At 59.5% G+C, this 13245-nt stretch carries 10 protein-coding genes; 5 read left to right on the plus strand and 5 right to left on the minus strand.

Translation table 11 applies throughout. The features are described from left to right. Positions 1 to 5 precede the first annotated feature (5 nt). Positions 6 to 575 (plus strand): phasin family protein, encoded by a 570-nt coding sequence (locus RCI20_RS12915; RefSeq protein WP_306606157.1) that lies wholly within the window; start codon positions 6 to 8, stop codon positions 573 to 575. A 115-nt stretch (positions 576 to 690) separates the two neighbouring features. Here RCI20_RS12915 and RCI20_RS12920 read toward each other — a convergent pair whose 3' ends face one another. From RCI20_RS12920 to hrpA, 3 genes are read right to left on the minus strand one after another with little or no spacing between them, the layout of a single operon-like run. Further along, positions 691 to 1455 carry a molybdopterin-binding protein gene (locus RCI20_RS12920; protein ID WP_306606159.1) on the minus strand — a complete coding sequence of 255 codons (765 nt, stop codon included), beginning with the start codon at positions 1453 to 1455 and terminating at the stop codon, positions 691 to 693. Then, the gene (locus RCI20_RS12925; RefSeq protein ID WP_306606160.1) at positions 1452 to 2216 is read right to left on the minus strand and encodes an EI24 domain-containing protein; all 765 of its coding nucleotides are present in this window, start codon (positions 2214 to 2216) and stop codon (positions 1452 to 1454) included. Before RCI20_RS12925 ends, RCI20_RS12920 begins: the two co-directional genes overlap by 4 nt. Beyond that, entirely contained in the window at positions 2192 to 6199 is a 4008-nt protein-coding gene (hrpA, locus tag RCI20_RS12930) for an ATP-dependent RNA helicase HrpA (protein ID WP_306606162.1), read from the minus strand. Before hrpA ends, RCI20_RS12925 begins: the two co-directional genes overlap by 25 nt. A gap of 305 nt (positions 6200 to 6504) precedes the next feature. On the opposite strand from hrpA, the gene RCI20_RS12935 reads away from it, so the two are divergent. Further along, positions 6505 to 7488, plus strand: coding sequence for a hypothetical protein (locus tag RCI20_RS12935; RefSeq protein WP_306606164.1), 984 nt, complete (start codon positions 6505 to 6507; stop codon positions 7486 to 7488). A gap of 131 nt (positions 7489 to 7619) precedes the next feature. Next, the gene (locus tag RCI20_RS12940) at positions 7620 to 8300 is read left to right on the plus strand and encodes a hypothetical protein (RefSeq protein WP_306606166.1); all 681 of its coding nucleotides are present in this window, start codon (positions 7620 to 7622) and stop codon (positions 8298 to 8300) included. Positions 8301 to 8389: 89 nt separating this feature from the next. Here RCI20_RS12940 and RCI20_RS12945 read toward each other — a convergent pair whose 3' ends face one another. Continuing rightward, positions 8390 to 9910, minus strand: coding sequence for an acetyl-CoA hydrolase/transferase family protein (locus tag RCI20_RS12945; RefSeq protein WP_306606168.1), 1521 nt, complete (start codon positions 9908 to 9910; stop codon positions 8390 to 8392). A gap of 194 nt (positions 9911 to 10104) precedes the next feature. Between RCI20_RS12945 and gcvA the strand changes: the two genes are divergently transcribed. After that, entirely contained in the window at positions 10105 to 11058 is a 954-nt protein-coding gene (gene gcvA, locus RCI20_RS12950) for a transcriptional regulator GcvA (protein ID WP_306606170.1), read from the plus strand. On the opposite strand, the gene crcB is transcribed toward gcvA, so the two are convergent. Continuing rightward, complete coding sequence (gene crcB, locus RCI20_RS12955) at positions 11055 to 11444, minus strand: fluoride efflux transporter CrcB (RefSeq protein ID WP_306606172.1); 390 nt, start codon at positions 11442 to 11444, stop codon at positions 11055 to 11057. The genes gcvA and crcB overlap by 4 nt on opposite strands. 178 nt (positions 11445 to 11622) lie before the next feature. Between crcB and RCI20_RS12960 the strand changes: the two genes are divergently transcribed. Further along, entirely contained in the window at positions 11623 to 13194 is a 1572-nt protein-coding gene (locus tag RCI20_RS12960) for an inorganic phosphate transporter (protein ID WP_306606173.1), read from the plus strand. Positions 13195 to 13245: the final 51 nt, after the last annotated feature.

Consider the following 13245-nt stretch of genomic DNA (forward strand, 5'->3'; position numbering starts at 1 on the left):
AGATGATGAGCAACCCGAATTTCGAGCAACTGACCGCCGCCCAGCAAGCCAATGCGGAAGTCATGACCACCCTGATGCGCACCGCCTTCAACGGCCTCGAGCGCCTGACCGCGCTGAACATGGCTGCCTCCCGCGAGTTTTTCAACGCGACCGTCGCCAATGCCCAGCAGTTGATGGCCGCCAAGGATGCCGCTGCAGTAGCCAAGCTGAACAGCGAATTGGCTCAGCCGAATGTCGACAAGCTGATGGGTTACTCACGCAGCGTGTACGACCTGGTTTCCGAAATGCAGAAGGAAGTCACTTCGGTCATGGAAGCCCAGTACAGCAGCTTCTCCAAGAATGCCGCCAGTGCCGTTGAAAAAGCCAAGACCTCTTCTCCGGTCGGTGGCGATGTGTTCGCAGCCACCATGCAATCCATGCTTGGCGCTTCCACCAAGGCCTTTGACCAGATGACCTCGATGGCTCGTCAGCTGTCGGACATCGCCGAAGCCAACATGCAGGTTGCCGCCAAGGCCGCAACGCCGGCCAAGACCAGCGCAACCGCCGCTGCCGCCAAGAAGACCGCAGCCAAGTAATCTGGCGCCGTCCTGGCTGCCTGCAGCCCAGAAAAAAGCCCGCGCAAATATCGCGGGCTTTTTTACGTCGACCGCAGCCATGCCGCGTGCCGGCCTTTTCCCGGCCGGCTGTCGTTCAGGGGCGCCAGGTCCAGGTGATGCCGCGCTGTTCGACTGCCAGACGAATTTCCTCCATCGCCTGATCGACCAGCTCCGTGGCACCTTCAACCCCCAGCTCCAGATGTTTGCGCTCCTTGCCGACCAGCGACGGTAACGAGAACAGGCGCAAGCTCGGGTAGGCGGCTACGATATGCTCCATCAAATCGAGCAGCGCACTCTCGTAAGCCGTCGGCCCGGTCAGCAGAAAGGCTTTCTCGACCTTGTCGCCGACCGGTTTGAATTCGTCCCGGTAGAAGGTATCGAGCGCCCATTCGATCATCGGGTGCGCCATCTGCGGAAAGCCCGGCACGAAGTAATGGTCGTTGGCCATGAAACCGGGAATCCGGTTGAACGGGTTGGGGACGATGTGCACGCCCTGCGGAAAGGTCACCAGCAGCTTGCGCTTGTCGGTGATTTCTTCGCCGGCGAAGCGCACTTTCAGCTCCTCGTAGCCCTCGGGGTGCAATGCCAGTTCGACACCGAGTGCCGCCGCAACCGCCTGCCGCGTGTGGTCATCCGGCGTATTGCCGATCCCGCCGCAGGAAAAAACCACGTCGCCGCTGGCCATCGTGCGCTTGAAAGTCGCGGCCAGACGCGCCCGATCGTCGCCCAGGTATTCCACCCAGGAGAGTTGCAGCCCCCGCTGACCGAGCATTTCGGCAATTTTTGCAAAGTGTTTGTCCTGCCGCTTGCCGGACAATATCTCGTCACCAATGATGATGGCGCCAAAAGTACGACTCATACCTGCTCCCCCTCGACACTGACAATGGCGCCGCCACGCGAACGCCGCAAGGCTTCCAGCCCGTAATGCACGAATGATAGCGCGGCCAGCGCCGGCACCAGCAGGCCGACCAGCGGCACATGGGCGAGCAGCGCCATGCTCAGGCCGAGCATGAACAGCGGCAGCCGGTGCTGACGGCGCAGCGCATGCCATTCATCGGCCGTCGCATGCAGCGACAGGGCGTCGTAAGCAAAGGTTTTGCGATTCAACCAGCCCATCAACAAAAGCGGCACGAGCAGCGAAAAGCCGGGGATCAGCCACAACGGGATGGTGACCAGCCAGGCGAACATGAACAAAAATGCGGCCAGCAGACTGTTGACCGTAGCAGCGACAAACGAATCCTTGCCCATCGGCGCCACATCACGATACGCGCCAGCCGAAAGATGCTTGAGCAGCAAGGGCATGATGACGATTGCCGCGAGCAGCGAAGCGCTCATGTAGGCCAGGGCAAAGATCGCCATCCAGCCACCGAGATAAGCCAGCACATGCGCCAGCCAGACCAGCCCCCAGCCGACCAGCAAGGTCATCGGCGGATATTCCATCATCTGCTGCACCATGGCCTCCAGTGCCCAGACCGCCAGCCCGATGCCGAGCAACAAGGAAAACAGCGCCGGCATCAGCACATACAGCCAGACCCTTGGGCTTCTCAAACTGGCGAAAGTCCGCGCCAGTGCGAGCATGACTTCATTCATGTGCGTCACCCATTCTTGATCCCTTCCCATTGTTTCTGCAGGCGTTTGCTCGACACCGGCACCGGTGTGCGCAACTCCTGGGCGAACAGGCCGACGCGCAACTCTTCCAGCAGCCAGCGGAACTGCTCGACCTGAGGGTCGGGCGTACCCAGCTTGGCCAACTGGATGGCACGCCGTTCGTAATTGGTCCATAGCGGCCCGTATTCAGCCATCAGCGTCGCATCGCGTGCTGGGTTGGCTTTCAGCTTGTCGAGCCGGACCACGATGGCTTTCATGTAGCGCGGGAAATGCTGCAGGCGCTCGAACGGTGTGTCGGCGACAAAGTATTTGCCCATCAAACGTTTCAGTTGCGCTTCGATATCGGCCTGCACCGCCGCCTGCGCCTTGAACGCCGGCAATTTTTTCACCACCGCCTGCCATTCGCTCAACACGGTGCCGACCAAGCGACAAACCTCCTGCATGATCAGGCCAAGCCGCGCCTTGGCTTCCGCACAGCGGGCCTTGAATGCTTCCGGCGTCGTCGGCAGCGGCTCGGTCAGGCAGGCGCGCTCGAAGGTCAGATCGACAATCTGCCGCTTCAGTTCCTCCGTACTACCCAGCGCCATGTACTGCATGCCCATCTGGCTCATGCCCGGCACGTTCTTGTCGAAGTACTTCACCTGCTCCTTGAATTGCAGCATGAACAGGCGCGCCAGACCCTTGCGATGCGCTTCGGCGGCTTCCTCGGCCGAGTCGAAAACCTTCAGGCTGACCGTCTCGCCGTCGTCAATCAGCGCCGGGTAGCCGATCACTGTCTGCTTGCCGACAGGAACTTCCATCAGTTCCGGTAGCTCGCCGAAGGTCCAGTCGGTCAGCCTGGTGTATTCGGAAGGCGTTTCGTGCAACTCGGCGAATTCTTCCTTCGCTTCCTTGCCCCACTCGCCCCGCAAGGCCAGCAGGCTACGATTCATGTCGAGTTGCCGGCCATGCTCATCGATCAACTTGTAGTTCATCGAAAAATGTGGCGGCAGCGCGTCCGGGCGGAAGGCGTCCGGCGTCACCGCCCAGCCGCGCGCATTCAAGCCACGCGCCTCGAGGATGTAGTCGATCAAGGGCTGAATGATCCCCTGATTCAGTTTCTTGTCGTTACCTTGTACGGTCGACAGGAATTCATCGACAAATTCCGGCACCGGCACCAGCTTCGCCCGGATTTTCTGCGGCAGCGTCTTGATCAGCTGCACCAGTTTTTCCTTGATCAAGCCCGGCACCAGCCATTCCATGCGCAAGGCCGGAATCTGGTTGAGTTGCGCCAGCGGCAAGGTCAAGGTCACGCCGTCGCGCGGCGAACCCGGCTCGAAGTGATAAGTGAGCGCGTACTCCACGCCACCGACCTTGATCTGGTGCGGGAAAGCCTCGGTGGTCACGCCGGCCGCCGAATGGCGCATCAGGTCATCCTTGGCCAGGAACAGCAGCTTCGGGTTTTCCTGCTCGGCGTTCTTGCGCCAGTGATCGAAGGTCGCGCCGTTGTGCGTGCCTTCCGGAATGATGTGGTCGTAAAAGGCGAAAATCAGCTCGTCGTCTACCAGCACGTCCTGCCGGCGCTGCTTGTGTTCGATCTTCTCGATGTCGCGAATCTGCCGCTGGTTGTGCTGAAAGAAAGGCCAGCGCTTGGCGAAGGCCTCGTCGATTTCCTCACTGACCAGCCCCTGCCGGATGAAAATTTCGCGCGATTCCGATGGCGCCAGCGGTCCGTAATGAATGCGCCGCTTCGGGTTGATCACCACGCCGTAGAGCGTCGTCCGCTCCCAGGCCGCAACCTGCATCGCCTTCTTTTCCCAGTGCGGATCGAAATACTGGCGCTTGATCAAGTGAGCGCCCACTTTCTCGATCCAGTCCGATTCGATGCGGGCCACGCAACGGCCGAACAGGCGCGTCGTCTCGGTGATCTCGGCGGCCATGATCCACTTGCCGGCCTTCTTCTGCAGCGGCGACGACGGATGGATCAAGTAGCGGATGCCGCGCGCACCGAGGTAGTAGCCGGATTCGTCGGATTTGCAGCCGATGTTGCCCAATAAGCCCGACAGCAGCGCCATGTGGATCGCATCGTAAGTGCCGGGTATGTCGTTTTCCTTCCAGCCCAACTCGGTGACCATCGCGTGCAACTGCCCATGTACCTCGCGCCATTCGCGCAACCGCAGGTAGGACAGGAAATGCGCGTGACAGGTATCGACCAGCGATTTATTCGATTTTTTGCCGTCGACCGCAGATTTGAACCAGTTCCACAACTTCACCCAACTGAGGAACTCGGATTTCTCGTCGGCGAAAGCTTTGTGCTTCTCATCCGCCGCCTGCTGGCGTTCCTGCGGCCGTTCGCGCGGATCCTGCGTGGCCAAGCCGGCGGCGATGATCAGCACTTCACTGAGACAACCGAGATCGCGCGCGGCGACCAGCATGCGGCCGATACGCGGATCGAGCGGCAACCTGGCCAGCGCTTCGCCGACCTTGGTCAGTTTGCTGCCTTGGCCATCCTCGTCGTCGAGCGCACCCAACTCCTGCAAAAGCGCGTAACCATCGCTGATCGCCTTGGCCGGCGGCGGCTCGATGAACGGAAAACTCTCGACGTCGGTCAGGCGCAGCGACTTCATGCGCAGGATGACGCCAGCCAGAGATGAACGCAGGATTTCCGGATCGGTAAACGGCGCTCGGGCGTTGAAATCCGCCTCGTCGTACAAACGGATGCACACGCCAGCCGCCACCCGGCCGCAACGCCCGGCGCGCTGGCGGGCTGCGGCTTGCGAAATCTTCTCGATCTGCAACTGCTCGACCTTGTTGCGGTACGAGTAACGCTTGACCCGGGCCAGCCCGGTGTCGATCACGTAGCGAATCCCCGGCACGGTCAGCGAGGTTTCAGCAACGTTGGTCGCCAGCACGATGCGCCGCTGGCCGCCCGAGGGCTTGAAGATGCGATCCTGATCGCCAGCCGACAGCCGCGAGAACAGTGGCAGGATTTCCGGCGCGTGCGCCGTGGATAAACCGGGCCGGGCCAGCGCGTGCTTGCGCAAGGCCTCCGCCGCTTCGCGGATTTCCCGCTCGCCGGGCAGGAAAACCAGGATATCGCCGGGACCGAGCCGAGCCAGTTCATCGGCAGCATCGACAATCGCATCGTACAAATCGCGCTCGTCGTCCTTCTTGTCGATGTCCTCGACCGGCCGATGGCGCACCTCGACCGGAAAAAGCCGGCCGGAGACCTCGATCACCGGGGCTTTTCTACCGTCGACCGCAAAATGTTCAGCAAAACGCTCGGCATCGATGGTCGCCGACGTGATGATCAGTTTCAGATCCGGCCGTTTGACCAGCAACTGCTTCAGGTAACCGAGCAGGAAATCGATGTTCAGGCTGCGCTCGTGCGCCTCGTCGATGATGATCGCCTCGTAGGCGTTCAAATACGGGTCGGATTGCGATTCCGCCAGCAGAATGCCGTCGGTCATCAGCTTGACCCAGCTGTCTGCGGTCGACTTGTCGTGGAAGCGGATTTTGACGCCGACCCCGGCCCCGACCTGCGTCTTCAATTCCTGCGCCAGCCTGGTCGCCACCGAACGCGCAGCGAGACGGCGCGGCTGCGTGTGACCGATCAGGCCGCGCGCGCCGATGCCGAGATCGAGGCAGATTTTTGGCAACTGCGTCGTCTTGCCCGAACCGGTTTCGCCGCAAACAATCACCACCTGATGATTCGCGATCAGCTCGGCAATATCGTCCCGTCGCTCGTTGACCGGCAAATCGCTCTGAAACTCCGGTTTGGGCAAACGACTGCGCCGCAACGCGACAGCAGCCTGCGAACGCTCCAGCAAAGCCGCCAGATCGGCCTGCAGTTTTTGTTTCTTTTCGCCAGCTCCCCCTGGGGTTTGCCCTGCCTTCGGTGATCGCGATAATTCGCGCTGCAAAGCGCGCAGACGACGCGCATCAGCGGTCAGGCAAAGCATTTCCGGGGCAGCCTTACGGGTACTGGCAGAGCGGGCGGTTGTTTCTTTTTTCATCGACAGGGCAGCTAGAGCGGGAGGCCGATTTTACCGCGCCCGAGCGGCCGCTTACGCAGAAGCCACCAGTAGATTGACGCAACCCGGCCCGAGGATTTTCCGCTATTTTTTGCGGTCGACCGCAAAAAAACGGGCAAAACCCGCCGACCCGGCATGGCCGGGCGCCGCCGCACAATCGAAGCGATTGTCACGGCTGCGGGGCTGAAATATAGTAGAGCGCTTAGTTCAGGCCGTATTTTTCTCACGAAAAAATCCAGCGCCAGAGACAAAGAAATCCGACTCATCCTTTAAAAAAGCCACCGAGCATGCCAGATCAGGACACCCCTGCCACAACAGTCCACGACCAGATTGCCAATGCGATCCGGGCAAAACGGGAAGGCCGCAGCCACAAGTTGATCCAGGATGAGCTTGATGCAATGGAAGCCTCGTTGCTCGCCGACCTGGAAAAATTCGACCCGGAAGCCATCGCCCGGCAAGTCAACGCCGATGAACAAAAAGCCCGGCTGAGCAGCCTGGTCAACAACATCGACCTGGCTTTCCCCGACATTGACGCCAATGCCGCTACGCGCAAAACGCAGAAAGCCGGCGGCGCAACAGATATGGCAGCGGGCCGCCCGGATCAAGCGCAGCAGCTACCGGGCAATGGCCTGCTCGACCAGTTACGTCACCAGGCGGAAGCCATTCAACATCGCCAGCATGTCGAGCACCAACAGCTTTCCAGGATAGAAGCGCAGATGGACTCAGCCCTGCGCCAGGTTTTTTCCTACCTGCACGAACTGGGTCAGCAACTGAATGTACTCAAGCCGCCAATTCCCCGCAGCTACTTCGTCGCCAGCTCACAGGAGTTGCGGGGCCTCGTCTGGCAACAAGGCTTTAGCGACTACCGCTCGCTACCGGAAAGTGCCGGATCGCTGATTGAGTTTGTCAGCTTCAACTATCGCCTGTGCGGCACACAAGCGCTGGAAATGGAACGCGATGGCACGGTAGCCGAAAGCTTCAGGAAATTTCTGTTTGATCGCAATCTCAACGTTAAAACGGAAGAGTTTCGCAACGAACGCCATTACCTGGAAAAGGCACGCTTCACCATCGCCCCCGAAATCAAGGTGAACATTCGCTGGGAAGCCGACGCAAGAAATGGCAAGTTACTGGTGCACACACGCAACCTGGAACGCCTTGGCAGCGCCTGCTACCAACTGGCACCGAATGCCGTGAATCAATCCCTGCTGGATGAGTTCGGTCGCCTGATCCTCGATCAGCCACAACAATTCACCCGCTTGGCCAATCGCTGACCGATCACCCGCTTCACTACCCGGCGACATTTTGCAAATACCACTGCAGGAAGCAGCACTTCAACTTGCCAGCGCCATAGCACTCCCTATAATCATCCGGCTTACAAAACCAAACTCGGGAGGCATATCAAATGGCGGCAAGTTTCAACTTAAGTGACAACAAACTGAAGGTCGACGTGATTCAAGTCGGCGACACCCTGGTCGAATTTGTCAATGTGACCCTGAACCAATTCTCCGTGCTGGGCGTTAGCGGTACTGGACTTTGCTCCAGCTTCGACCCAAGCAACAACACGCTATTCCTGGCCTCGGTCACGGTAGGCAACGAAACCTTCCGCGGCGTGACGCTACGCCTTGATGCCGTCTCAAATCTGACCACCGATGGCTTAGCGCCGGTACTACCGGGCAAACAGGTGGTCAATCTCAACGACATCGTGACCAACACGGCGAATACGGGAAAAGCCACTGTCGATGCAAGCAGCGGCTCCTACCAGTTTTTCGATGACGTCCTGCAAAAAGGCTGGGCTGGCAACGTCGCGCACGATGTCATCATCAACAATTTCGGTGCAGACGACGCGGTTTACTTCGACGGCAACGGCATCAATGGTGTCGCCTCGACCAGCGAACTCTACTTTCTCCGGCACGACGCCGGCTCGGGCAATGTGATCGCCACGGCCAAACCCGCATCAACGAACTCCGGCCTGAGCATGTCCCAAGTCACGCTGGTCGGCGTGGGATCGAATGGCGGCTACTTCCCGTCGCTGAACGACTTCAACGGTTCAGCCACTGGCGACATCTATCTAGGTTTGCCCTGACTTCCGGCAATTTCGGCGTTTTCTGCCAGGCCAACGGCTCGTACCCGTTGGCCTTTTTCATGGCCGAGCATTCTCCGCGACACCGCAAATCACATGCTTCCCTGACGCAGATAACGCACATGCCAGCTCAGCGCCTCTTCGAGCAGGTGCGGCGTCTGCTTGCCCGGCGAGTGATCGAGGGCACGCTTGTAGTAATCGCTCAAGGCCGGCTTGAAGTGCGGATGAGCGCAATGCTCGATGATCGCCTTGGCCCGTTGTTTGGGCGACAGACCGCGCAAATCGGCCAAGCCCTGTTCGGTCACCAGGATCTGCACATCGTGCTCGGTGTGATCGACATGGGAAGCCATCGGCACGATGCAGGAAATCTCGCCCCCCTTGGCCTGCGACGGCGTCATGAAGATGGACAGGTAGGCGTTGCGGGCAAAATCGCCCGAGCCGCCAATCCCGTTCATGATCTTGGTCCCCATGACGTGAGTCGAATTGACGTTGCCGTAAATATCCGCTTCGATCATCCCGTTCATCGCGATGACACCCAGACGACGAATGATTTCCGGATGATTGGAAATTTCCTGCGGGCGCAGGATGATGTTGTTCTTGTAACGACCGAGATCGGCATTCAGTTCCGCCAGCGCGCCGGAGCTCAACGAAAAGGCCGTGGCCGAGGCGCAAGTCAGCTTGCCCGACTTGATCATCTCCAGCATGCCGTCCTGCAAGACTTCGGTATACGCCGTCAGGTTTTCGAAAGGCCCCTGATTCAACCCGGCCATCACCGCATTGGCGATATTGCCCACACCGGACTGCAAAGGCAGCAAATCAGCCGGTAAACGGCCTTTCTTCACCTCATGCTCGAAAAATTCCAGGATATGGCCGGCGATCTTGCGCGAATTTTCATCCGGTGCCGAAAAAGCGGAATTGCGATCCGGACTATGCGTTTCCACCACCGCAATCACTTTGTTCGGATCGCAACGCAGGTAAGCCTCGCCGATGCGGTCGTCGGTCAGGGTCAACGGAATCGGTTTGCGGTTTGGCGGCAGCTGGGTGCCGTAGTAAATATCGTGCATCCCCTCCAAGGCCGGGTTCTGCCAGGAATTCACTTCCAGGATGATCTTGTCAGCCTGATCCAGCCAGGTCTTGTTATTGCCGATCGACGACGAGGGAATCAGACGTCCGTCTTCGAGTATCCCCGACACTTCAACCACGGCAATGTCCAGCTGGCCGAGAAAGCCCGACCAGACGAACTGCGCGACATGCGACAGGTGAATATCGATGTATTCCATCTCCCCGGCATTGATCCGCTTGCGACAGGTCGGGTCGGATTGATAGGGCAGACGCATTTCGACGCCATCCACCATGGCCAGCGCGCCATCCAGATCGGGGGCCGTCGATGCGCCGGTCCACACGCCAATCTTGAATTTTTTACCGTAAAGATTGGCGTCCATGATGCGTTTGGCCAAGGCCGACGGCACGGCCTTCGGATAACCGGCACCAGTAAAGCCGCTCATACCGACATTGACGCCGGAAGGAATCAGCCCGGCAGCCTCTTCGGCTGACATGATTTTGCTGCGCAGTTTGGCGCACAGGACGCGCGATGCTTCGCTCGGAGTCTGCATGATTGATCCTGAGAAAGAAAAAGGAGCCCGCTCACGGCGGGCTCAAGCCCGATACATCAAGGGCGCATGATCGTCAGAGGAGACTGACAAGGATGAGACGGTAAAAAAGCAGAAGGCGAAACGATAAAACCGCCATTGCCGCCAGACAAACGACACTTTATGATGCGACAAGTAAGAAAAACTTAAGCATCCCAATGAGCTATCGTCTTCCCCCGCTGGCAGCATTGCGCGCCTTCGAAGCAGCAGCCCGCCACCGTAGTTTCAAACAGGCAGCGGAGGAGTTGCACGTCACCCCGGCGGCGATCAGTCAGCAAATCCGCCAACTGGAAACCTACCTCGGTCTGCGTTTGTTCCACCGACTGACCCGAGCCATTGAGCTGACCCCGCAGGCCAAGGCCATGCTACCCAAGCTGCGGGAAGGTTTCGACTGTCTGGCCGCCGCCGTTGAAAGCAGCCGCCAAAGCAACGACGGGCCACTCACCGTCACCGCCCCGCCATCCTTTGCCTCGCGCTGGCTGATTCCCCGCCTGCCACGCTTTTCCAGCCTCCATCCGGGGATCGAATTGCACCTGTCGAGCAGTGCCGACACGGTGGACCGGCAAGGCGAGGCGATTGTCTTTGACGAACTGCGGACAGACCCACGCAGCGCTGCCAGCGAAGTCGCCATTCGCTACGGTTTGGGCAACTATCCGGGACGCCGGGTCGACAAGATATTTTCCCCGGACTACCTGCCGGTGTGCAGCCCGCGCCTGCCGACACCGGATAAACCCCTGGATACCCCGGCCGATCTGGCGCATCACGTCCTGATTCACGATGAAACCATCGGCCATGAAGGAGCACGTCCCGACTGGGCGGCATGGTTGGGCAGCATTGGCATCAAAGGCGTGGATGCCCGGCGTGGCCTGCACTTTTCCAACTCGGTACTGGCCGTGGAAGCGGCACTGGATGGCCAAGGCGTCGCCCTCGCACCGTTCCCGCTGATTGAAGCCGATGTCGCCGCCGGACGTTTACTGACGCCCTTCACCCAGACCACACCCTCGCCCTACGCCTACTACCTGGTGATGTCAGAAACCATCGCCAGCCGCCCGGCCGTCGCGGCATTCTGTGCCTGGCTGCTCGACGAAGGCCGCCAGCAGCAGTCCGTCTAAGCCCAGATCCGGCTGGCGCCGACCGTCAGCAAGCCCAGGTAGGTCGCCGTCAGCGACCCCGCCAGATGGAGCATGGCGAGACCGAGTGCCCAGAGGGGTTGGCCGGCCAACAGACGTTCCACGACCTCGGCAGAAAATGTCGAAAACGTCGTCAAACCGCCAAGAAATCCGGTGATGACAAACAATTTGAGCGCCAACGGCAAACCGGAGTTCAGGTGAAAAACCCCCACGGCAATGCCGATCAGATATCCACCGGTCAAATTGGCCGCCAAGGTGCCGAGCGGCACGGCGAGAAACAGGGGATTAAGCATTAATCCCAGCAACCAGCGTACCCATGCCCCCAATGCGGCCCCCAGTCCCACTGCGGCAAATCCAATAGCGTTCATGCCCCCTCCTTTTGGCAGGATTCTACCGTGCCGGGCTGAATCTCCTGTTGCAGACAATACATCATGAAAACAAACCTTCAATGTCACAATAACGCTTTTGCAACCCGGAGCACCGTCGACCGCAAGTGTCGACACCCTGCTGCTCGCTGCAGACGGGCCACCGGACTAGGAAGAAAACATGGAACTGAAAGACTTCAACGATATCGAGAAAGCCACCCAGAAAGGCCGCCGCGAGTTTTTCCGGCTGGGCAGCGGGCTGCTTTTTGTCGTCGGCATCATGATTTACACCGCGCTTGGCATTGGCGTTACGGGACCGCAAGGCATCATGCTGGTTGTTGCGGCGATGATCGGTGGCTACATGGCCATGAACATCGGTGCCAACGACGTTGCCAACAATGTCGGTCCTGCGGTTGGTTCGCACGCCATCACGATGACCGGCGCCATCATCATTGCCGGCATTTTCGAAGTAGCCGGGGCATTGATTGCCGGCGGCGAGGTCGTCTCGACCATTCGGGGCGGCATCATCAATCCAGCCAGCATCGCCGACAGCAACCGCTTCATCTGGGTCATGACCTCGGCACTGCTGGCAGGAGCCGTGTGGCTCAACATCGCTACCGCAGTTGGCGCACCGGTATCGACCACCCACTCCATCGTCGGTGCGGTGCTTGGTGCCGGCGTGGCTGCCGGCGGCATGGGCGCAGCCAACTGGAACACGATGGGCAGCATTGCCGCCAGCTGGGTCGTTTCGCCGGTGCTCGGCGGCGCCGTGGCGGCAGGCTTTCTGTTCTGGATCAAGCGCGCCATCACCTACAAGGCCGACATGGTCGTTGCGGCACAAAAAACCGTCCCCATCCTGATCGGTTTGATGGCTTTTTCATTCAGCACTTACTTGATCCTGAAGGGCTTGAATAAAGTATGGAAGGTTGAATTTACAACGGCCTGCGCCATCGGTGCGGTCATTGGCATTGCAACCTGGCTGCTGATGTCAGCCTCAGTACGTCGGCGCGCCACGCACCTGAGCAATGACAAGGAGAGCATCAACTCCCTGTTCACCGTACCGCTGATTTTTGCTGCAGCACTACTCAGTTTTGCCCACGGCGCCAACGATGTCGCCAATGCCATCGGCCCACTGGCGGCCATCGCTGACACCGTGATTCACGGCCAGGTTTCCGGTAAAGCCGGCATTCCGCTATGGATCATGCTGGTTGGCGCGCTGGGTATTGCGCTCGGGCTGGCCCTGTACGGCCCGAAACTGATCCGCACCGTCGGCAGTGAAATCACCGAACTCGACCAGATGCGCGCTTTCTGTATCGCCATGTCGGCTGCCCTGACGGTCATTGTCGCCTCGCAAATGGGGCTACCGGTCAGCTCCACGCATATCGCACTGGGCGGCGTATTCGGGGTCGGTTTTCTGCGTGAATTCATCAAGAGCAGCTACTCGCAGATGATTGAGGAAATAAAGGAACATCACCTGGGAGCCGACAAGGACAACGTCGAAGCCTTCCTGAACAAGTTTGCCAAGGCAAGCGTCCAGGACAAACGGGAAATGCTGGATCAGTTGAAAGCGCGTACCGCGCAGGCCAATCTGTCGAAATACGACCGCAAGCAGATGCGCAAGGTATATCGGCATGAACTGGTCAAGCGCTCAGCCGCTTTCCGGATCGCCGCAGCGTGGATTATCACGGTACCGGCCTCCGCGTTGATGGCGGCGATGCTCTACTTCATGATTTTCGGCATCGTTCACGCCTGAACCGGGCCTGTCGGCTGGTAAAATCGGGGCTTTGTGGCTCACCACATTGCC

It is taken from the genome of Azonexus sp., assembly GCF_030824335.1.
In the GTDB taxonomy this organism is placed as follows: domain Bacteria; phylum Pseudomonadota; class Gammaproteobacteria; order Burkholderiales; family Rhodocyclaceae; genus Azonexus.

Excerpts from the sequence above, each read along its gene's own strand:
- RCI20_RS12915 (WP_306606157.1), top strand. The coding sequence starts at position 6 with ATGAGCAACCCGAATTTCGAGCAACTGACCGCCGCCCAGCAAGCCAAT.
- RCI20_RS12920 (WP_306606159.1), bottom strand. The coding sequence starts at position 1,455 with ATGAGTCGTACTTTTGGCGCCATCATCATTGGTGACGAGATATTGTCC.
- RCI20_RS12925 (WP_306606160.1), bottom strand. The coding sequence starts at position 2,216 with ATGGGAAGGGATCAAGAATGGGTGACGCACATGAATGAAGTCATGCTC.
- hrpA (WP_306606162.1), bottom strand. The coding sequence starts at position 6,199 with ATGAAAAAAGAAACAACCGCCCGCTCTGCCAGTACCCGTAAGGCTGCC.
- RCI20_RS12935 (WP_306606164.1), top strand. The coding sequence starts at position 6,505 with ATGCCAGATCAGGACACCCCTGCCACAACAGTCCACGACCAGATTGCC.
- RCI20_RS12940 (WP_306606166.1), top strand. The coding sequence starts at position 7,620 with ATGGCGGCAAGTTTCAACTTAAGTGACAACAAACTGAAGGTCGACGTG.
- RCI20_RS12945 (WP_306606168.1), bottom strand. The coding sequence starts at position 9,910 with ATGCAGACTCCGAGCGAAGCATCGCGCGTCCTGTGCGCCAAACTGCGC.
- gcvA (WP_306606170.1), top strand. The coding sequence starts at position 10,105 with ATGAGCTATCGTCTTCCCCCGCTGGCAGCATTGCGCGCCTTCGAAGCA.
- crcB (WP_306606172.1), bottom strand. The coding sequence starts at position 11,444 with ATGAACGCTATTGGATTTGCCGCAGTGGGACTGGGGGCCGCATTGGGG.
- RCI20_RS12960 (WP_306606173.1), top strand. The coding sequence starts at position 11,623 with ATGGAACTGAAAGACTTCAACGATATCGAGAAAGCCACCCAGAAAGGC.